Genomic DNA, 21,836 nt, shown 5'->3' on the forward strand with positions numbered 1-21,836 from the left:
TTAATCTTTTAAAAACAGATAAACGATACATGAAAAGCTACATCAATGCCGTTCTCGGCAGTTTTGTTCCCGCCTTCGAAAAAGGAATTTTCGAAATCCGTTTCAGCTTTAAACGTTTAATGGTAAGAACATTGGTTCACGATTTTATTTCGGTAGCTGCTAGCATTGGTTTTGTTATTTTGCCTGCATTTTTAATTGGGTTTATCTTTCTGTTATTACCACAGGGGAGGGATACACTTTTGCTCGTGGTAGAGAACTTATCTGCCTTTAACTTTTGGCCCCTCTTTTTTTTACTATTGGGTATTGCAGCCTGGAGCATGGTATCAGAAATTAGCGTACGTTATGCGATTTATATCTCTGATAATTCCGGTAAAAACCTGAGTGATGATCGGGTGGCCTGGCGGAAAACTGTTCAAAAATTACTGGCTGCAGCTTTTTTGTTGTGGCCATCATTTATTGTTTTTGTGAGTATGTTTTGGTGCATGCTCAGCGCCACTTATATGGATAAAGCACCAAGGTTTATATGTTTTGGTATTTGCTTTATCCTGATTTATTGGTTAATGTCTTTTTTGTCCAACCAATATTTTCGCAAATCTGGTAAAGCAAGCGCCGGTGTTTATCTGAAAACAAAGTTGGGAGAACGCTCTTTGCCAGACCGGGAACAGAAATACCTGCGGAAACTATATGGCATCTATCAGGATTTTATTTATACTTTGCCAAAAGCATCCAGTTTCCAAAAAGGCTACAAAGAAGAATTGCAGCATTTTTCAGATTATTTTACAAAATCAACCAGAGATTTTACAGAAGGCTTTCCTCAAAATCCAAAAGTACTGATTGAAGCACGTATCGTACCTGCTGAATTTAACCTGATTGAGAGAGAGAAATTATTAAAAGGAAGAGGTGAGCTCTATAAATGGACCTATCAGATTCCTGCATCATTTTATAACGGCTTACATCGCCAGATTAAACTATTTGCTGGAGTTTCATTTCTATTATTCCTATTAATAGCATTTATTCCTGGATGGTGGCCTGTGTTTTCATGGATTGGAGCTCCAGCCTTAATCTGTTTTGCTTTTGCATGTTATACAGGTATATATACCGGACTCCTTTATTTGGATAAATCTCTGCTAAGAAAATGGAAAATTTCTGTCCGTTTTCTATTGGTCATTATTCTGATCATCTGCTCTTTCTATAATCAGGATCATCCTGTACGGATGACAGATCATAAAACCAATGCACGTGAAACCGTTGTCGATCATTTTAACAGCTGGTTTATTCACTACAAAGCGAATATTGATAAGCAAAAAGATAACGGAAACCGGCTAAAAAAATATCCTGTTGTTTTTATTTGTGCCGAAGGCGGTGCGCTACGTACGGGGGCATATACCAGTTTATTCTTATCCAGTTTAAGTGCAAAATTGGAAAAAGAACAAAATATTGATTTTAAAAGATCAATATTCGCCATGTCTGGCGTATCAGGTGGTGCTGTTGGTTTAGGTTTGTATAATGCTTTAACTTTCGAAAATAATACTCAGCTCCCATCCAACGTATCGGTAGCGTTATCAAAAAAGTTTTTTCAGGACGATACACTATCGCCAATAATTGGTAAAATGCTTTTCGGTGATTTCCTGAACTTGTTTTTACCCATACATATTAAGTTATTCGATAGATCAATTGCCCTTGAGAAATCTTGGGAACAATCCTATCAATCGTTAACCGACAACAATCAAGAGAATGTATTTTCCAGAAGTTTTGCTTCTGGAAAAATAAAGCCGACTCAACCATTGTTCATCATTAATACCACAGAGGTTGAAACAGGATTACAATGCTGGATGAGCAATCTTACACCCGATAGTCTGGCCTTAAAAAATCAGCGTGATTTATTAGCAGAAAAGGTAAATGATCTAAATTACAGTACCGCAATAAATTTTAGCACCCGTTTTCCTTTGTTTTCTCCGGCTGCAAAAGTTGGTGGTTTAAATGGCAATCCCCGTTTGCATTATCTTGATGGGGGGTATGTTGAAAATACAGGCAGTGCTTCCATGTTAGAAGTACTTCAACTATTAAAAAGTAAATCACCATACTTTAATCAGATTACGCCGATAGTAATTACGCTGCTTTTTAGCGAAGAAGATAAAGATGCACCCAATATCAGATTTGGTAATGAGTTTATCGAAATTTTAAATGCATTAACCCATACAAGATCGGGAAATAGTAAAATTAGCAGATTCCGGCTAAAGCAGTTTTTAAACGAAAATAGTGATGTTTGTCCTATTGACGAACCCTTAACACCTGAAGAAAAAAATGTACCGATGAACTGGGTTTTATCAGCACAGAGTATGAATAATATCACAAGCGATATAGAAGATAAGTTAAACAATACTTCCGAAACAGGTATAATTAACAAATTACGCATACATCATTTAAATTTCCCTCAAAATAAAGTAGTTAAATAGTTATTTAGTTGTTGTTCTATTTTTTGTACCCTTGTAAAAAAACGAAATGGAAAAACCGCTTGTTAGTATAACGTATTGCCCTAAATGTGGCTGGATGTTACGTTCCGCCTACATGGCTCAAGAAATTTTAACCACTTTTGTAGATGAGGTAAAGGGCGTAACCTTAATTCCAAGTGAAACATCTGGTGTTTTTACCGTGTATGTTGGCGCGAAACTAATTTTTGATCGAAAACAGGCGCAACGTTTCCCTGAAATTAAAGAATTAAAACAACTTATTCGTGATGAAGTGAATCCCACAAAAGATCTCGGACATTCTGATGTGAAGTGATTTAAAACTATAGATCTATGAAAATTGCCCATTATTATCTGATTATCGAAAAATACTATGCCTGCCTTAATGCAGCTATGTCTTAGAAATCTTTCACATTAAGCTATTTAATCCTAAATCATAGCAGCTTATGGAGTGTTAAGAAAATATGTATATTCGTTCCATACCAAATATTACCACAGTACTTTTTTCTTTATGCTCTTTTTACAAAAAAAAACGGCCTGCTTCATACTTATTCTTTGGATGGCTGCAAGTGTTTGTTTTGCTCAGTCGTCAACTATTCCCCTTAAATATCTTGGGGTAGAAAGCGGCCTGTCTAACAATGTGGTAAATTCCTTGTATCTAGATCATTATGGTTTTATGTGGATGGGTACCTATGACGGATTAAACCGTTATGATGGCTATCATTTTAAAGTTTTTAGAAATGTATGGGGAGATCAACATTCATTGGTAAATAACCATATAACTGTACTCACCGGAGATGGGAGAAACAGGGTATGGGTGGGTACACAAAAGGGAGTTTCATATTATGATTATGCAGATTCCAAGTTTCATCAATTGGTTTATCAGGATAAGGGGAAAAAAAATGAGTTAAATTATGCCATTAACTCTATTGCCATAAGTCAGGATTCAGGTGTATATGTAGCTACAGAAGAAAAAGGGCTTTTTATGCTCGAAAAGAATAGTGGCACAGCAAAGCGGATCCCACTTGGTAAAAATTTCGATTTTACGGTAAAAGCTTTATATATTGATAAAGATCAAACCCTCTGGCTTTTTATAAAAGACGTTGGACTGTGTAGATATGATCATGATAAAAATATACTCCGTTTAGTAACCAATGCCGTACGCACGGTAACTTGTATTACAAAAGGCATTGACCAGATGCTTTGGATTGGAACAGAACATGGACTCTTTCAATTTGAAAAAGGCAAGGGAAGCCTTACCAGGTTTAACCAGCATTTAAGTAATGAAAATATTATGGGGTTGTTGTTGGATGGAAAACAAAAACTCTGGATTTCGACTGATGGCGGAGGAATTAATATTTACGACACAAATAATCAAAAAATAGATTACCTAACTGCCGGAAAAGAAAAAGGCTTACTCAGCAGCAATTCTGTCGCTCAGGTTTACGAAGACGGAGAATCTAGAAAGTGGATTGCAACCTTACGTGGTGGAGTTAACGTCATTGATCCTGAAAGTGAACAGTTTACCACAATTAAAAATGATCCATTAGATAGAAATTCATTAATTAACAACTTCGTGCTGTCTTTTTGTGAAGATGAGGACAAAAACATATGGATCGGGACAGATGGTGGTGGTTTAAGTGTTTGGAACCGAAAGCAAAATACATTTACCAATTATGCTAAAAACAAGGATCCAAATTCACTAACCAGTAATTTTGTAACCAGTATTTTAAGCGATGCAAACCACAATGTTTGGGTAGCCAGTTTTAGTGGAGGGATAGACCGCTTTAATAAAAAAACAGGCAAATTTATGCATTACAGCTGTTATAATACTTTTACTGGCCTTGATGATATTAACATTTGGAAGCTTTACCAAGACAAGCAGCAGAATATTTGGGTAGGTACCACAAAAGGTGGCGCACTATACCGTTACAATAAAGAGATTGATAAATTCGAGCTTTTCGATCATAAATTAAAGGATATTCACACCTTATTCCAGGATTCGAAAGGCAGGCTTTGGGCAGGAAACTATACCGAACTGATTGAAATCGATACGATAAACAAAAAACATCGTTACACGAAGATCAATTATGCCATCAGGGCCATTCAGGAAGGATTGAATCATCAGATCTGGATTGGCACAGAAGGTGGCGGTTTATTGCTTTTTGATCCGGAAACAAAAAAGATTAAACGCTATATCCAGCGTGATGGATTGCCTGGCAATTCGGTGCTCAACATTCTTCAGGATAAACAAGGCAACTTATGGTGTAGTACCTATAATGGCTTATCTAAATTTGATATTAAACAGCATAACTTTAAAAACTATTATGCTACTGATGGTTTACAGAGCAATCAGTTTAACTATAATGCCGCATTAAAGCTTACCAACGGCGATTTATTGTTTGGTGGAATTGGCGGTTTTACCATGTTTTCTCCTGATAACATCAAGAAAAATAGAAGGGTACCTAAAATAGTGTTGACAGATTTTAGGATTAATAATATTTCACTAGATGAGGATTCGGCCTATAATGATATTTCTATCGTTAATTTAAAACGTATAGAAGTTCCGTACAGTGTTGCGGTGATTTCTGTTGATTATGCGGCCATAGAATTCTCTTTTCAGGACCAGATTTCTTATGCCTATTACCTGGAGGGCTGGGATAGAGATTGGAGTTATGTAAATAAATTGAGTACAGCTTATTATTCCAGGTTAGGTGAGGGCGAATATAAACTGCACATTAAAAGTACCGATACCGAAGGTGCCTGGAGTAATAATGAAAAGATCGTACTGATTCGGATCTTACCACCTTGGTATCGTACCTGGTGGGCATTTAGTATTTACCTTATTATTGGAGCTTCCCTGTTTTATGTTTTTCAAACCTATCGCAATCGGCAGATAAGATTAAAACATGAAATAGCGCTTACCAATTTTAAAATGGAGCGGGAGAAAGATCTGAATGAGAAAAAGCTAAATTTCTTTACCAATATTTCACATGAGCTAAGAACACCTTTAACCTTAATCGTTAATCCGATTAAAGATATTATCAATAAAAAAGAATCAGGACCGGAAAAGAACGATTTAAGTGTAGTTTATCGCAATTCGAGGCGTTTATTAAGCTTGGTAGATCAGTTATTGCTGTTTAGAAAAACGGAAAGTGAAAATGATACCTTGAAAATTGTAAGGATCAACCTATATAAATTTACAAATGAGATTTTCCTCTGCTTTAATTATCTGGCAAAGCAGAATCACATCGAGTATATATTTGAGTGCGAAGAAGAGGATCTGGATATATATGCAGATAAAGACAAACTCGAAATCGTTTTTTTTAATTTACTCTCTAATGCACTTAAATTTACTCCGAAGGGCGGTTTTGTGAAATTTAGTGTTAAAACCCTTGGTATGCGTGTGCAGATTGAAGTGAGCGATAGCGGTCCGGGCATACCAGAGCATGTGGGTGAAAAGTTATTCGATAAATTTTATAAGGTCATTTCTAACGAGTCATTAAAAATGGGTTTTGGTATCGGCCTTTATCTGGCCAAAAACTTTGTAGAATTGCATAAGGGTAAAATTTCCTTCCGCTCCAATCAGGGGTTGGGTACTATATTTTTAATCGATATTCCGGTTGGAGAGCCATGTTTACAACACAGCGGTGTTTTGCAAAACGAATTAACCTATGTAAATGAACTTATTGCACAAGAGGAAGAAGCAGAAAATAGTGAGTCTGAGAACGTAGGCAACCTCGAATTGCTTATCTCAGATCTGCACTCTATTTTGGTTGTTGATGATAACCCTGAAATTATAGATTACATCAAGCAGATTTTTCAGGATAACTTTAAAATTTATAAGGCCGTTGACGGTGTAGAAGGATTAAAAATTTGTAAAGAATATTTGCCAGACATTGTGATATCTGACGTAAATATGGATGGCCTTAACGGTATTGAACTTTGTAAGGCAATTAAAGAAGATTCGGCCCTAAGCCACATTCCGGTAATTCTCCTTACCGGCGATCCTAGTCCTGAAGTAAAACTTAAAGGAATTGAAGTGGGTGCCTACGATTTTATTGGTAAACCATTTGATAAAGAGCTTTTTACGGCTAAAATTAAAAGTATTATTAAAAACAGGACCAACCTTCAGTCTTACTTTTATAATGAAATAACTTTAAAAAGTGATGCACATAAAGTTTCACAAGAAGATAAGGGCTTTCTTCAAAAGTGCATCACAATTATCGAAGAAAATTTAATGGAAGATAGCTTCAATGTAAAAACCCTGGCATCTGATATTGGAATGAGTCATTCAAATCTCTACAAAAAGATCAAAGCAACTTCAGGCCAATCCATAAATGGTTTTATTCGCTTCATCAGATTAAGAAAGGCTGCCGAGTTGTTAATTAATACCAATTTAAATATTAACGAAGCTGCCTTTAGGGTTGGCATAAATGATAGTAAGTATTTTAGAGAGCAGTTTCAAAAGCTGTTTAAATTAACGCCATCAGAATTTATAAAGAAACATAGGAAAAGTTTTCATAAATATTATAATATCAATGGAACAACATAAAAGTTACGCTATTTTATACTTTAAAGGGTGTTTAGCTTAAAACGCCCCCTGCAAAATATGATTTAGCCCCCTGTGTAAAACTTAAAAAATTCGGTACTTCGGGCTTTACCAAATGAGAAGAAACCGAGCAACGTAACCTTGTATAATGTATCAGCCCTTTATTAAAAGTATATTTCTAATTTATGCGTTCATCAGCAGCAGTATGATGGGGGCTGCGCAAGAAACACAATTGAGTACTGTTGCCCGTAATGGCTGGGCAAACAACTCGGTAAATACAGTTATTTTTCGTAAAAATTCGCTAATCAGCTTTAAGGATAACCAGTATGCAGCTTATTATGATCACGAACAAAACGTGGTATTGGCTAAACGTAAAATCGGCTCCGCCCGCTGGGAAGTAACTACTACACCTTATAAAGGCGATGCCACCGATGCTCATAAATCGATTAGTATTATGGTAGATGGCGATGGTTTTCTCCACATGGCCTGGGGGCAGCATAACAATAAGTTAAATTACGCCAGATCTGCTTCAGCAGGTTCGCTAACGTTAGGAAATAAAGAAGAAATGCTCGCTGAAAAGGAAAATAAAATCAGTTATCCGGAGTTTTATAAGTTAGCTAATGGCGATCTTTTGTTTTTTTACCGTGATGGTGGTTCTGGAAACGGAAATTTAATGATTAACCGCTATAGCTTGGCAACTAAAAAGTGGACACGCGTACAGGATGGGATGATTGATGGCGAAGGACAGCGAAATGCCTATTGGCAGGTAGCAGTAGATCAGGCTGGAACCATCCATTTATCATGGGTTTGGCGCGAAAGCCCGGATGTAGCCAGCAACCACGATTTATGTTATGCTAAATCAACCGATGGCGGTATTACCTGGTTAAAATCTACCGGTGAAAAATATACACTTCCCATTACGGCAACAAATGCAGAATATACTGTAAAAATTCCGCAAAAAAGTGAGCTGATTAATCAAACATCGATGTATGCCGATGCAAAAGGTAAGGTATTTATTGCTGGCTATTGGCGCGGAGCGGATGAAAAAGGACCTCAGTATCATCTCGTTTTTAAAACCAATAGCAACTGGAGTGTAAGTAACCTGAATTTTCGTAAAACAACGTTTAGCCTAAGTGGCACTGGTACCAAGCAGATTCCGATTTCGCGACCGCAGATTATCGTTTGGTCTAAGGGGAAACGTGATGTCGCAGGTTTATTGTTTAGAGATGCCGAACGCCAAAATAAGGTATCTATCGCTATAAATAATTATCTTGGGTCAGAAAAATGGATTATTAAAGACCTTACTCAAACTGGCATGGGCGATTGGGAACCTACTTATGACACCGAACTTTGGAAAACAAAAGGGATATTAAGCCTATTTCTGCAAAATGTTACCCAAATAGATGGCGAGGGAAAAGCAGACCATTTGCCAACACAAGTGCAGGTACTGGATTGGAAACCAATAAAATAAAATAATATAATAATACAAGAAATGAAGTATTCGACCACAAAATATAGTATTCTTTTATTGCTGATATTTTTATCATGCAAAATCATGGCACAACCTAAAAAGGCCGCTAACCAACCTGGATCAAAAGAAAATGTAGCTTATTTATTTACCTATTTCACCGGGAATTCGAAAGCAGAAGAAGCCATTCGTTTTGCGGTAAGTACCGATGGTTATCACTATAAAGCTTTAAATAACAATAATCCAGTCATTTCTTCAGAGAAGATCAGTAGCACTGGTGGCGTTCGCGATCCACACATTTTGCGCGGTGAAGATGGCAAAACCTTTTACATGGTAGCTACTGATATGGTTTCGGCCAATGGCTGGAATTCGAACAGGGCGATGGTATTGTTGAAATCGACTGATCTAATCCATTGGACATCTGCAGTTGTTAATATTCAAAAACGTTTTCCAAATAACGAAAATCTGCTCCGCGTTTGGGCACCGCAGACCATTTACGACAAAACGACTAAAAAATATATGGTGTATTGGTCGATGAAACATGGCAATGACCCCGATAAAATTTATTATGCTTATGCAAATGCTGATTTTACCGACCTGGAAACCTCGCCAAAGCAGCTCTTTTTTAGTCCAACCAATGGCTCTTGTATTGATGGGGATATTATTTACGATAAAGGAAAATACAACCTTTTTTTTAAAACAGAAGGGAATGGCAATGGTATTAAAAAAGCAGTTTCCACTAAACTAACAGAAGGTTATGTGTTAGCGGATAAATACCTTCAACAAACAAAGGAAGCTGTAGAGGGTGCAGGTGTTTTTAAGCTGAACCATAGTGATGAGTACATCCTGATGTACGATGTTTATATGAAAGGCCGTTACCAGTTTACCAAAAGTAAAGATCTGGCCAATTTTAAGGTAGTAGATCAGGATGTTACCATGGATTTTCATCCCAGGCATGGAACTATTTTACCAATTAATCAACAAGAGTTAAACCGGTTGCTTAAACAGTGGTATACTGTTGAGTCTGTTCTGCAGACCCCATACAATAAGGCCATAAACAAAAATAACATCGTTCTTGATAGTGTAACCCAGAAACTTTATCTACCTGTTAATTATGGCACAGATCTAAAGGCTTTTGATCCACAATTTAATACCTTTAACCAGATCAGCCTGATGCCGAAAGGCAAACTGGATTTTTCTAAAGGCCCGGTGAAAATTAAGATCACTATTTCTGGTCAGCAGGCTAAAACCTATGCAGTAAATGTTGTCGTAGCAAATAATCCGGTATTAAAAGGTTATTATGCCGATCCTGAAATTTTATATTCCAATAAAACTGCCAAATATTATCTCTATCCAACCAGTGACGGCTTTAACAATTGGAGTGGCACTTATTTTAAATGTTTTTCCTCAACCGATCTGGTTAACTGGAAAGATGAAGGCAAAATATTAGACCTCGAAAAAGATGTATCATGGGCAAAAAAAAATGCCTGGGCACCTACCATCATCGAAAAGAAAGTAAATGGAGTGTATAAGTATTTCTATTATTTCTCGGCTGCGCAGAAGGTTGGCGTTGCGGTTGCAGATCATCCGGCTGGCCCGTTTAAGGATAGTGGAAAGGCTTTGATTGCAAGCAGACCAAAGGGCGTTAAAGGCGGACAGGAGATTGATCCGGATGTATTTAATGATCCTAAAACCAATAAAAGTTATTTGTACTGGGGAAATGGCTACATGGCTGTTGCACCATTAAATGATGATATGATTTCGATTGATACCAATGCAATTAAAATTATTACCCCTGATAATAGCTTCAGAGAAGGTACAGAAGTATTTTATAGAAATGGGAAATATTACTTTTTATGGTCTGAAGATGATACCCGAAGCGAAAACTACAGGGTAAGATATGGTTTTTCTGACTCGCCTACAGGAAAAATGACAATCCCTGAAAATAACCTGATTTTGGCAAAAGATGTTGCTCAAAAGATTTACGGCACGGGGCATAACAGTGTAATCAAAGTGAATGGCAAAGACGAATGGTATATGGTTTATCACCGTTTTACACGTCCAAAGGGAATTTCAATGGGCGATGCTGCCGGTTACAACCGTGAAGTGTGTATCGATAAAATGGAATTTAATGCTGATGGAACCATTAAACCCGTGAAACCAACTGTTAGCGGCATTAAACCCATACATTAATGAATCTGAAATTACATAAAGCATTTTTTTTGCTCTTTTTCCTGATCAGTGGGGTCGTAAATGCCCAAAACCAGCTGTCAAAAGAAGAAGTTCTTGAAATGATTAACCGTGCCAATGCTTATTGGCAACAGAACAACAAACCCGAAGTAAGGGCCTTTTGGGATCATGCGGCTTACCATACCGGAAACATGGAGGCCTACGAGGTTACCAAAAATGAAGCATACCGAAAATATTCAGAAGATTGGGCCGAATATAACAAATGGATGGGCGCAAAATCGACCGATAAATCCAATTGGAAATATAAATATGGAGAAACAGATGACCATGTATTGTTTGGTGATTGGCAGATCTGCTTTCAAACCTATATCGATTTATATCATTTAAAACCCGAAGAATATAAAATTGCCAGGGCGAAAGAAGTTATGCAGTACGAAATGAGTACACCCAATAACGATTACTGGTGGTGGGCCGATGGTTTGTACATGGTAATGCCGGTAATGACCAAACTTTATAAAGTAACTGGCGATCAACAATATCTGAATAAACTCTACGAATATTTTATGTATGCCAATAGCATCATGTACGATAAAAAGGAAAAGCTTTATTACCGGGATGCTAAATACGTATACCCAAAACATAAAACTGCCAATGGTAAAAAAGACTTTTGGGCAAGAGGAGATGGGTGGGTATTTGCAGGTTTGGCAAAAGTGCTTAAAGATCTGCCACTAACAGATCCGCACCGAAACAAATACTTAACCAAGTACCGTAATATGGCCAGAGCAATTGCCAAAAGCCAGCAGACAGGTGGCTATTGGACAAGAAGTATCCTCGATGCGCAACATGCCCCTGGACCTGAAACCAGTGGAACAGCATTTTTTACCTATGGTTTGTTGTGGGGGATAAACAATGGTTATTTAAAAGAAAAAAACTATTTACCGATAGCACAAAAAGCATTTACCTATTTAACTAAAACCGCATTACAGCCTAACGGTAAACTGGGTTATGTCCAACCGATTGGAGAAAAAGCCATTCCTGGTCAGGTGGTTGATATTAATTCTACCGCAAATTTCGGTGTAGGGGCATTTTTGTTGGCAGGAAGCGAAATGTACCGCTATTTATCAAACAAACATTAATTTTTACAGGGAGAATGAAACTTAAAAATATTTTAGTTACAGGTTTATTAGTCATTTGGACTTGTGGGATTGTTTTTGCACAAAAGAAAAACAAAAATACCAAAAGCACAGCTGTTTCTGACAGACAGTTTTGGCTGCAGCAAATGGATAAGATGGTGAAACCTGTATTATATAATTTGGCTAATGATAGTTTGAGGATTGCCATGCCTAAGATTACATCTGTACATATTGATAATAAAGAACACCGCATTAAAGTACAATATGTGGAGGTTTTAGGTAGGGTTTTAAGTGGTATTGCACCATGGTTACAATTAGAAGGAGGCTCGGTAGAAGAGGTGTCTTTAAGGAAGCAATACCGCGAGTGGGCCATTAAAGGATTAAAAAATGCATTGGATTCTAATGCTAAAGATTTTATGAACTTCGATATTGGTGGGCAACAACTGGTTGATGCTTCCTACATAGCGCTTGCTTTAGTCCGTGCACCATGGCTATGGGAAAACCTGGATAAGAAAAACCAGGAGCTCATGATGCAATCTATTGTAACGACCAGAAGATTTAAGCCTGTTTTTTCTAACTGGTTACTGTTCTCAGCAATGAACGAGGCTTTTCTGGCTAAGTTCGGTTACAGTTGGGACCCTATGCGTGTTGATTACGCGTTGCAACAAATGGAACAATGGTACACCGGTGACGGTATGTATACCGATGGAACATCATTCGCCTTCGATTATTACAATAGTTATGTTATACATCCCTATCTGGCTACTCTGGCCAATATTATTGGTGCTAAAACGGATGGTTATAAAGAAATGTTCGATAAGATTAAAAAGCGTAATGAACGTTATGCCATCATTCAGGAAAGATTAATTAATACCGATGGTACTTATCCGGCTACCGGCCGCTCCATCATTTACCGCGGTGCTGCATTTCATCACCTGGCTGATATGGCCTTAAGGAAAGCATTGCCCAAACAGTTAAGTCCTGCACAGGTACGTTGCGCTTTAACGGCAGTCATCAGAAAAACTTTAGAGAGCCCTTCAACCTATAAAAACGGTTGGTTAACAATAGGTTTATATGGCGATCAGCCCAACCTTGGCGATTTTTATAATAATCAGGGAAGCCCGTACATCGCATCAAATATTTTCTTGCCATTAGGTTTACCCGCATCAGATCCTTTTTGGGCTAATCCGGCAGCGCAATGGAGTGCTCAAAAGATCTGGAGCGGTGAGAATTTTGAGAACGATCATAGTGCCAGTTTAAAATAAACATCGAATTTGATACAGGTAAATACCCTCTTTATAATATTAAAAATTAGTTGATTAAAATGATGAATAAGAGAATCAGTTTTGTTATAGGATTTATCGCCCTCAGTTTGGGCTTAAGCAGTTATGTCTCTGCGCAGCAAACCTATACTTCTTTTACCCCCGGTAAAATCTGGAAAGATAATAAAGGCGTACACATTAATGCCCATGGTGGTGGTATTGTCGAATATAAGGGCATTTATTATTGGTTTGGTGAACATAAAATTGAAGGAGAAATAGGCAATACGGCACAGGTGGGGGTGCATTGCTATTCATCAAAAGATTTATACAACTGGAAAGATGAAGGAATTGCATTACCGGTTTCCAACGATTTAACGAGTGATATTGCCAAAGGGTGCATCCTCGAAAGGCCAAAAGTGGTATATAATAAGAAAACTAAAAAGTTTGTCATGTGGTTTCACCTTGAACTTTTAGGCAAAGGTTATGCAGCAGCCAGATCAGGAGTAGCTGTTGCCGATCGCCCAACGGGGCCATATACTTTTATCAAAAGTTATCGTCCAAACCCTGGTAAAATGCCTTTTTATGCTGCAGGCACAGCCGAAAAAGATATGATAAACTGCCAGCAACCAGCAAATGAAAGTGATGGATTTTTCTGTAGGGATTTACCTGGTGGACAAATGGCCAGAGATATGACCGTTTTCGTAGATGACGATGGTAAAGCTTATCATGTATTTTCTTCAGAAGAGAATCTGACATTGCAGCTAGCCGAGCTAACACCCGATTATTTAGGCCATACCGGGAAATTTATCAGAATTTATGTTGGTAAGCAAACTGAAGCACCAGCTTTATTCAAGAAAAATGGGACCTATTATATGGTTGGTTCAGGCTGTACAGGCTGGGCACCAAATGCCGCAAGATGGTTTAAAGCAAGCAATATCTGGGGTCCGTGGACATACATGGGGAATCCTTGCCAGGGCGAAGGCGCAAAGATCACCTTTGGTGGGCAGAGTACGCATGTGTTGCCTGTACCTGGTAAAAAGGGAGAATTTATTTTTATGGCAGATAAATGGGCACCCAAAAATGCAATCGACGGCCGTTATTTATGGTTGCCGATTAAATTTGAGAACGATAAAATTTCGATAAGCTGGGCAGATGAATGGGATCTGAGCGTGTTTAAAAAGTAAAGAAAAAACAAATTTTTTATATACCTCGATGATCGGATTGCGTAGAAATACGCAAAGTGGGATTGTTTTGCCCAAAAATCGGTCATCTCAAAAAAAACCTTAAAAAAAATGAAAGTAACATTACTGTGGCTGGTGGCGCTATGTTTCTCTTTATCGGCTTTTGGCCAGCAAGTTAAACATACGTTTAAGCTTGGAGAAACAGACTTTTTATTGGATGGAAAACCTTTTCAGATTATATCTGGTGAGATGCACTATCCACGTGTACCAAAAGAAGCCTGGCGTGCACGTATGAAAATGGCCAAAGCCATGGGGTTAAATACTATTGGTACCTATGTTTTCTGGAATTTGCACGGACCGCAAAAAGGGAAATTCGATTTTTCGGGCAATAATAACATTGCTGAATTTGTAAAAATTGCTCAGGAAGAAGGCTTATGGGTTATTTTGAGACCAAGTCCTTACGTTTGTGCAGAATGGGAGTTTGGCGGCTACCCTTATTGGTTGCAAACCGAAAAAGGCCTTGTGGTAAGAAGTACCGAACAACAATATTTAGATGAGTATAAGAAATATATTGTTGAAATAGGAAAACAGCTTGCACCATTGCAAATTAACCACGGTGGGAACATCATTATGGTGCAGGTAGAGAACGAATATGGTTCTTATGCTGCTGATAAAAACTATTTAGATATCAACCGTAAAATGTTTATAGAAGCAGGTTTTGATGGACTGCTTTATACCTGCGATCCTGCAGCAGATGTAAAAAATGGGCATTTGGATGGATTACTGCCTGCACTAAACGGAATCGATAATCCAGCAAAAATAAGGCAGTTGGTAGATGAAAATCATGGTGCCAAGGGCCCATATTTTATTGCTGAATGGTACCCTGCATGGTTCGATTGGTGGGGAACTCCTCACCACACCGTTCCAGCCGAACAATATACCCAAAAGTTAGACTCTGTTTTAACAGCAGGTATTTCGATTAATATGTATATGTTCCATGGCGGCACTACCCGCGATTTTATGAATGGTGCCAACTATAAGGATACTTCGCCCTACGAGCCACAAACCAGTAGTTATGATTATGATGCACCATTAAACGAAGCCGGAAATGTAACCGAAAAATTCAAAGCATTTAGAACCGTGATCGAAAAACACCTTCCTGCAGGGCAAAGTTTACCATCAATTCCAGTTGCAAAGCCTAGCATGGCCATTGCTCCTTTTAAATTGAAGACTAAAGTAGCATTATTTAATGCCCTGCCTAAAGCGTTGAAAAATAGTACACCTTTAACTTTCGAAGATCTGAATCAGGATTATGGTTACGTATTGTACCGCACCACCATTCAGGGAGGTAAAAAAGGAGCACTACAGCTTAAACAATTGCGCGATTATGCCCTCGTTTTTATCAATCAAAAAAGAGCAGGTATTTTAGACCGTAGGCTAAACCAGAATACCTTATCACTAGATCTTCCGGCAGGCGACGTACAGCTTGATATTTTTGTAGAGAATATGGGAAGGATAAATTTTGGAAAGTATTTACTCGAAAACAAAAAAGGAATTACCGAACAGGTAACTTTTGATGGTGCCGAAGTTAAAAACTGGTCTATGTATGGTTTTCCTTTTGGCAACGATCGCCTTACCATTACTGGTTCATCAAAAACCAATGGAAATGGGCCAACATTGCAGAAAGGTTCCTTTCAGCTTTCAGCTGTGGCCGATACTTATCTAGATATGACCGATTGGGGAAAAGGAGTAGTTTGGATTAACGGACACAACTTAGGGAAGTACTGGGCAATTGGTCCACAACAAACACTTTATATCCCACAAGAGTGGTTAAAAAAAGGAAAAAATGAGATTTCTGTTTTAGAATTGATTAAACCTGATCAGAATATTTTAAAGGCAATAGATCAACCTATTTTAAATAAAATAAAAATTTTAAACTTAGACTAAACGTTTAAGATTTTCCAAATAGGGGTTAAAAAGCTAAATTTTAACAAAAAGTAACAATTTAGCCCCTAATTATTACCATATTACCCCTCACTCCAGTGGGATTTTATGGTTACATTGTTGTATCAATCCAATCCCTGTTCATGCACAATTTATACATCCGGTCAGATTAAAAATTTAATAAAAATTTTTAATAGACTACTCTTTTGAATTCCCCTCTCGGTTAAACTATTAACTAACCAAATAATCTTAAAAAATGAAAAGAAAACTACTAGACACATCTAAGTGTGCGGTAATGTTTTTGTTTGTTTTAATCCTATGCTTAGGTAAATCAAACAATTCAATTGCACAAACAATCGCTCAAATCTCAATTTCCGGAAAAGTAAAAGATAATAAAGGTAATCCCATTCCGGGTGCATCCATTAGTGTTAAGGGAACTACCCAGGTGGTGGCCAGCGATGCCAACGGGAATTTCAAAATATCAGCTCAAAATGGAGAAAGTTTGGTGGTTACTTTTATCGGCTACGTTACCCAAACTATTTTAATTAATAACCAAGCACAGTTGAATATTACCCTGGCAGAAGATGCAGGTAAAAGCTTAAATGATGTTGTGGTAATTGGTTACGGTACTCAAAAAAGATCTGATGTTACCGGATCTATCGTTTCTGTACCTAAAGCAAGGTTGTCGCAATTACCTGTAACGAATGTTCTTCAATCAATCGAAGGGGCAGTAGCAGGGGTAAATATTTCCACTACATCATCTGTTCCAGGAAGTCAGCCGAATGCGCTTATCCGCGGGCAAAACTCTATAACAGCCAATGCAGGTCCTTATGTAGTAGTAGATGGTGTACCGCTAACCAAAACAGGTGGATCGTTAAATGACATCAATCCTAATGATATTGCTTCAGTAGAGGTTTTGAAAGACGCGAGTGCTACAGCCATTTATGGTACAAATGGCTCAAATGGCGTAATCTTGGTTACCACTAAAAGGGGAACTACCGGTAAGCCCGTAATCCGTTATAATGGTTATGTAGGAATTGATAATATTGCCCATATTTTAGAGCCTAGAAGCGGAGCAGAATATCTTCAAAAGTATGCCGATTTTCTTAAACAAACCAATCAAACCCAAACCAGGCCGGTTCCAAATATTGGCGAACTTCCGGCTTACAATGCAGGGACTACTACCGATTGGGTAGATGAGGCTACACAACAGGGTAAAATTCAAGATCATAACGTCAGTATCTCTGGCGGATCCCCTGATGTAAAATACTTTATTTCCGGAGATTATTTAGATCAAAAAGGAGTGGTAAAAGGATATCAGTTCAATCGTGTAAGTTTAAGATCGAACTTAGATGTAAACGTAACCAGTTTTTTAACTATAGGTACTTCACTTTTTTTAACCAGCAATAATTTTGATGGTGGAAGAGCAAACTTATTGTTGGCAACAGCAATGAGTCCGTATGGACAGGAGTATAACGCGAATGGATCATATACAATCTACCCAATGAATCCAGAACAGCTTTATACCAATCCATTGTTAGGCTTAAAGACTACACAGGTTAACAGAACAACTAATGTAAATGGTAATGGTTATGCCGAGATAAAATTTCCTGGTGTTTTAACAGGCCTTAAATTTAGGCTGAACGCTGGTTATACATATTTTCCTGAAAGATCTGGTAGTTATGTGGGACGTTTGGCAAATGATAATAATGGAACTGCAAGAAGTTATAATGCATCTACCAACAGTTATACCATAGAAAATATCTTAACCTATTCTAAGGATATTAAGAAGCATCATTTTGATTTTACTGCCTTGTATAGTGCACAAGAGCGTAAATACAATTCAACCACAGCAGGTGCTGTTGGCTTTATTAATGATGAATTAGGATTGGATAATCTTGGTGCAGGTGCTACACAAACAAGCAATACTAACCGCGATAGATATGGACTGAATTCTCAGATGGGCCGTTTGTTTTATTCCTATGATAGCCGATATTTATTTACGCTAACGGCACGTAGAGATGGTTCATCGGTATTTGGCTCAAGCACAACAAAATATGGTATTTTCCCATCAGCAGCTATTGGCTGGAATATTATTAACGAAAATTTTATGAAAAATGTTAAGCTCTTTAGCAATTTGAAATTAAGATTATCGTATGGTAAAACCGGTAACGAAGCAGTTGGTGTTTATAATACCATCACTAACGAGGTTTCTGCCCGTTCACCTTTTAATGGAGTGAGTACAATTGGCGTTATCGCAAATAATTTGGGTAATATATTGTTACAATGGGAGACTACCAAAACAGCAAACATTGGTTTAGATTTTGGAGTGCTGAATAACCGGATTACAGGTAGTTTAGAAGTATATCAGAATAAAACAAGCGGTCTGTTATTGAACAGAAGTTTGCCAATTATTACAGGTTACTCAAAAGTTTTAGAAAATATTGGTAAAACAACCAATAATGGTTTAGAGTTAACGTTGAATACCCAAAACATTGCAGGAAAAGACTTCCGTTGGGAAACAATGCTTGTTTTTGCAGCCAATAAAAATAAAATTGATGACTTGTATGGGGATGGTAAGGATGATTTAGGAAACAGGTGGTTTATAGGGCAGCCCATCAATGTGGTGTATGATTACAAAATGACCGGGGTTTGGCAAACCGGCGAAGATGTTTCAAAACAGGATCCAACAGCAAAACCGGGTAGCTTAAAGTTTGCTGATTTAAATGGCGATGGAAAAATTACTGCCGACGACAGAACCATTCTTGGGCAAACCGCTCCGAAATGGACTGGTGGTATAACCAACACTTTTCATTATAAAAATATTAATTTAAGCGTATTTATTCAAACTGCACAAGGTATAACGAGAAACAATCCTGATTTAACCTATGGCGATGAAACAGGTAGAAGAAATACACCTGCAGAAATCGGTTACTGGACTCCTGAAAACCAAAGCCAAACCCGCCCCGCTTTGTCTTACAATAATACTTTAGGATACGGTTATGCATCCGATGCGAGTTACACCAGAATCAAGGATGTAACACTAAGCTATGTATTTCCACAACATATTTTAGATAAACTTCACCTGGGTAGTTTAACCGTTTATGCAAGTGGTCGTAACCTGCACACTTTCACCAATTGGGTAGGCTGGGATCCTGAGCAAACCACTTATGGTAGAGGATCTGGGAATTCTAGTGCCAATCAACAGGCATTCGCAGCAGATTGGACCAATAATTATCCCATAACAAGAACTTTCGTTTTGGGTTTAAATGTTTCATTACGTTAATTGTCATCATCATGAAAAAATATATAAGCATATTCGCATCTCTACTCATAGTATTTATTGCATTTTCATCCTGCAAAAAATCTTACTTAGATGAGAAACCATTTTCTTTATACACACCATTAACACTTACTGATTCACTTGGATTTGAAGCTTCACTAATCGGTTTGTACAACCATACCAGTACCATATTTTCTTGGTCCGATCAACAAGGTTGGCCAAGCGTTTGGCAGGTAGGTACAGATGTGGCGAATGCCACTAACAACCAGCAAGGAGTTGAAATTCCTTATTATAATTATGCAACTTTAACACCTACTGATGTAGGCTCTGCACGCACCTGGAACAGGAATTATATTATGGTTAACCTAACCAATATCATTATCGATGGTATCGAAAACCCTGCGGTAACCAGTATCAGTGCAAAAGGCAAGAGTTTGGTTAGTGCAGAAGCAAAGTTTTTTAGAGCCTATGCCTATAATAACCTCGCAACCTGCTATGGTGGGGTTCCTTTAATTTTACACGCACTATCAGGCCCGAAAACCGATTTTGTTAGAGCTCCGCTAACCGATGTAAACAACCAGATTGTAAATGATCTGATTTTTGCCTCAAGCAATTTGCCCGATATTGAATCGGTGAAAACCAATACTAAAGGTAAAATGTATGGCAGAGCGAATAAATTTATGGCCATGCAATTGCTAGCTGAAGTTTATCTTCGAATCGGAAAACCAGATTTGGCAGAACAACAGGCACAAGCCATTATTTCAAGTGGCAAATTTAGCCTGATAAAAGCAAGGTATGGTGTTAAAACTGGCCAGCCAGGAGATTATTATTCGGACATGTTTCAATATGGGAATGAAAGAAGAGTTCAGGGCAATACAGAAGCCATTTGGGTGTTAGAACAGGAAAATCCAAATGCAGTTGTTGGTGGTATTACCGATAACCCACAGCAAAGAAGGGTTTGGGGTGCTGCTTATTACAACATCGCAGGCATGGCTTTGGCCGATTCGTTAGGTGGGCGTTCGATTGGCAGGTTGCGCCTAAGTAACTGGGTGCTTTACGGATTGTATAAGGGTAATGACATTAGAAATTCAAAATATAATATTCGCAGAAGATATTATTATAATGATCCAAGCCCTGCGTATGCAGCGAAATTTGGAAAACAAGTTCCTTTTACCGGTCCTGATACGTTAATCAATATTTGCCCAAGTACAACCAAATGGGGTGCTTTTGATCCAAATGATACTTTTGGTTATGCCATGATCAAAGATTTCATTTTGATGAGATTAGGTGAAACTTATTTGTTATTGGCCGAAGCACAGGTTGCTCAAGGCAAAACAGGAGATGCCGCTACCTCCATTAATGTATTGAGAACCAGGGCAGGTGCGGATCAGGTTACAGCTGCTCAAATGACTAAAGATTTTATTCTTGACGAAAGAGCAAGAGAGTTGATTGGTGAAGAAAATAGAAGAATGACGCTAATGAGAACCGGAACTTTAGTAGAACGTGCACTTCGGTTAAATTCGAATGATGCATCTAAACCCATCACAGGTTTAACAACAAGAAACTTATTATTACCTATCCCGTTAACAGAAATACAGTTAAATAAAGATGCCGTGTTGACTCAAAACCCTGGTTATTAAAATATTTAGTATGATTTATTGCACTCCCAGATTTTAATCTTTCAATTGCACCGAAGTCGAAAGGTAGACAAATTCAGGATACCATTACATGAAAAAAAGGGCCATGGAAATTAAACCATGGCCCTTTTCATATTTAATGTTTTAATAACTACTTCTGAACTTTAATTTCAGTTCTTCTGTTCAGTATCCTTCCTTCTTCGCTGTCGTTGCTGCTAATAGGGTTTTTATCGCCATGACCAACAACAGTAAAGTTATTTCCATTTAAACCAGCATTTATAAAATACGATTTTACAGCATTTGCGCGGTCTACAGAAAGTTGCATATTGTGTTCGGGCGTACCCTCAGCGGATGAATAGCCGTTGAGGATGAATTTTGTATCCGGCGATTTTTTCATCTCCGTAACCGCTTTGTCCAAAATAGGGAATGATGATGTTTTAAGTACAAATGAATTAAACTCAAATTGGATGTTATCTAGGTTGAAGTTAGGTTTTTCAGGCGGAGCAGGAGCTTCTTCTTTCTCTGGCACTGGCGCTGGTTTTTTCTCTTCTGCCGGTGGCGCTGGTTTTTCAACAGGTACCGGAGCAGGTTTTGCAGCCAGTTTTTTTGTTTTACAAGAATACATGGTTAATGTAAACAAAGCTAGGAGCGTAGTAAATAAAAGATTTTTGGTAATGTTCATGTTTTAAGATTAATTTAAGTTTATTGTGTGTTTGTT

Annotated in this window: 12 protein-coding genes; 11 read left to right on the top strand and 1 reads right to left on the bottom strand. The window is 37.8% G+C overall.

From position 1 onward, the window contains the following. Positions 1–29 precede the first annotated feature (29 nt). The 11 genes from OQX63_RS06145 to OQX63_RS06195 all read left to right on the top strand — a co-directional run bounded on the left by OQX63_RS06145 (position 30) and on the right by OQX63_RS06195 (position 21,121). The gene (locus OQX63_RS06145) at positions 30–2,456 is read left to right on the top strand and encodes a hypothetical protein (RefSeq protein ID WP_265850011.1); all 2,427 of its coding nucleotides are present in this window, start codon (positions 30–32) and stop codon (positions 2,454–2,456) included. 46 nt (positions 2,457–2,502) lie between these two features. Further along, a complete protein-coding gene (locus OQX63_RS06150; RefSeq protein ID WP_265850012.1) occupies positions 2,503–2,784 on the top strand; it encodes a SelT/SelW/SelH family protein in 282 nt (93 codons plus the stop codon). Between the two features lie 243 nt (positions 2,785–3,027). Beyond that, complete coding sequence (locus OQX63_RS06155) at positions 3,028–7,023, top strand: hybrid sensor histidine kinase/response regulator transcription factor (RefSeq protein WP_265850013.1); 3,996 nt, start codon at positions 3,028–3,030, stop codon at positions 7,021–7,023. Between the two features lie 145 nt (positions 7,024–7,168). Beyond that, the gene (locus OQX63_RS06160) at positions 7,169–8,491 is read left to right on the top strand and encodes a BNR repeat-containing protein (RefSeq protein ID WP_265850014.1); all 1,323 of its coding nucleotides are present in this window, start codon (positions 7,169–7,171) and stop codon (positions 8,489–8,491) included. Positions 8,492–8,575: 84 nt separating this feature from the next. Beyond that, positions 8,576–10,681 carry a family 43 glycosylhydrolase gene (locus OQX63_RS06165; protein ID WP_265850015.1) on the top strand — a complete coding sequence of 702 codons (2,106 nt, stop codon included), beginning with the start codon at positions 8,576–8,578 and terminating at the stop codon, positions 10,679–10,681. Beyond that, positions 10,681–11,814, top strand: coding sequence for a glycoside hydrolase family 88 protein (locus tag OQX63_RS06170; protein ID WP_265850016.1), 1,134 nt, complete (start codon positions 10,681–10,683; stop codon positions 11,812–11,814). The genes OQX63_RS06165 and OQX63_RS06170 overlap by 1 nt, the downstream gene beginning before the upstream one ends. A 14-nt stretch (positions 11,815–11,828) precedes the next feature. Continuing rightward, the gene (locus OQX63_RS06175) at positions 11,829–13,076 is read left to right on the top strand and encodes a DUF2264 domain-containing protein (protein ID WP_265850017.1); all 1,248 of its coding nucleotides are present in this window, start codon (positions 11,829–11,831) and stop codon (positions 13,074–13,076) included. Positions 13,077–13,135: 59 nt separating this feature from the next. Further along, positions 13,136–14,257: a glycoside hydrolase family 43 protein gene (locus OQX63_RS06180; protein WP_265850018.1), complete on the top strand. Its 1,122-nt coding sequence runs from the start codon at positions 13,136–13,138 to the stop codon at positions 14,255–14,257. Between the two features lie 108 nt (positions 14,258–14,365). Continuing rightward, entirely contained in the window at positions 14,366–16,201 is a 1,836-nt protein-coding gene (locus OQX63_RS06185; RefSeq protein WP_265850019.1) for a glycoside hydrolase family 35 protein, read from the top strand. A 253-nt stretch (positions 16,202–16,454) separates the two neighbouring features. Beyond that, entirely contained in the window at positions 16,455–19,484 is a 3,030-nt protein-coding gene (locus OQX63_RS06190; RefSeq protein ID WP_265850020.1) for a SusC/RagA family TonB-linked outer membrane protein, read from the top strand. Between the two features lie 11 nt (positions 19,485–19,495). Continuing rightward, positions 19,496–21,121, top strand: a complete 1,626-nt coding sequence (locus OQX63_RS06195) for a RagB/SusD family nutrient uptake outer membrane protein (RefSeq protein ID WP_265850021.1) — start codon at positions 19,496–19,498, stop codon at positions 21,119–21,121. A 148-nt stretch (positions 21,122–21,269) separates the two neighbouring features. Here the strand turns inward: OQX63_RS06195 and OQX63_RS06200 are convergent, their stop codons facing one another. Next, complete coding sequence (locus OQX63_RS06200; protein ID WP_265850022.1) at positions 21,270–21,800, bottom strand: OmpA family protein; 531 nt, start codon at positions 21,798–21,800, stop codon at positions 21,270–21,272. Between the last annotated feature and the right edge of the window lie 36 nt (positions 21,801–21,836).

Source organism: Pedobacter sp. PF22-3, from assembly GCF_026239555.1.
In the GTDB taxonomy this organism is placed as follows: Bacteria; Bacteroidota; Bacteroidia; order Sphingobacteriales; family Sphingobacteriaceae; genus Pedobacter.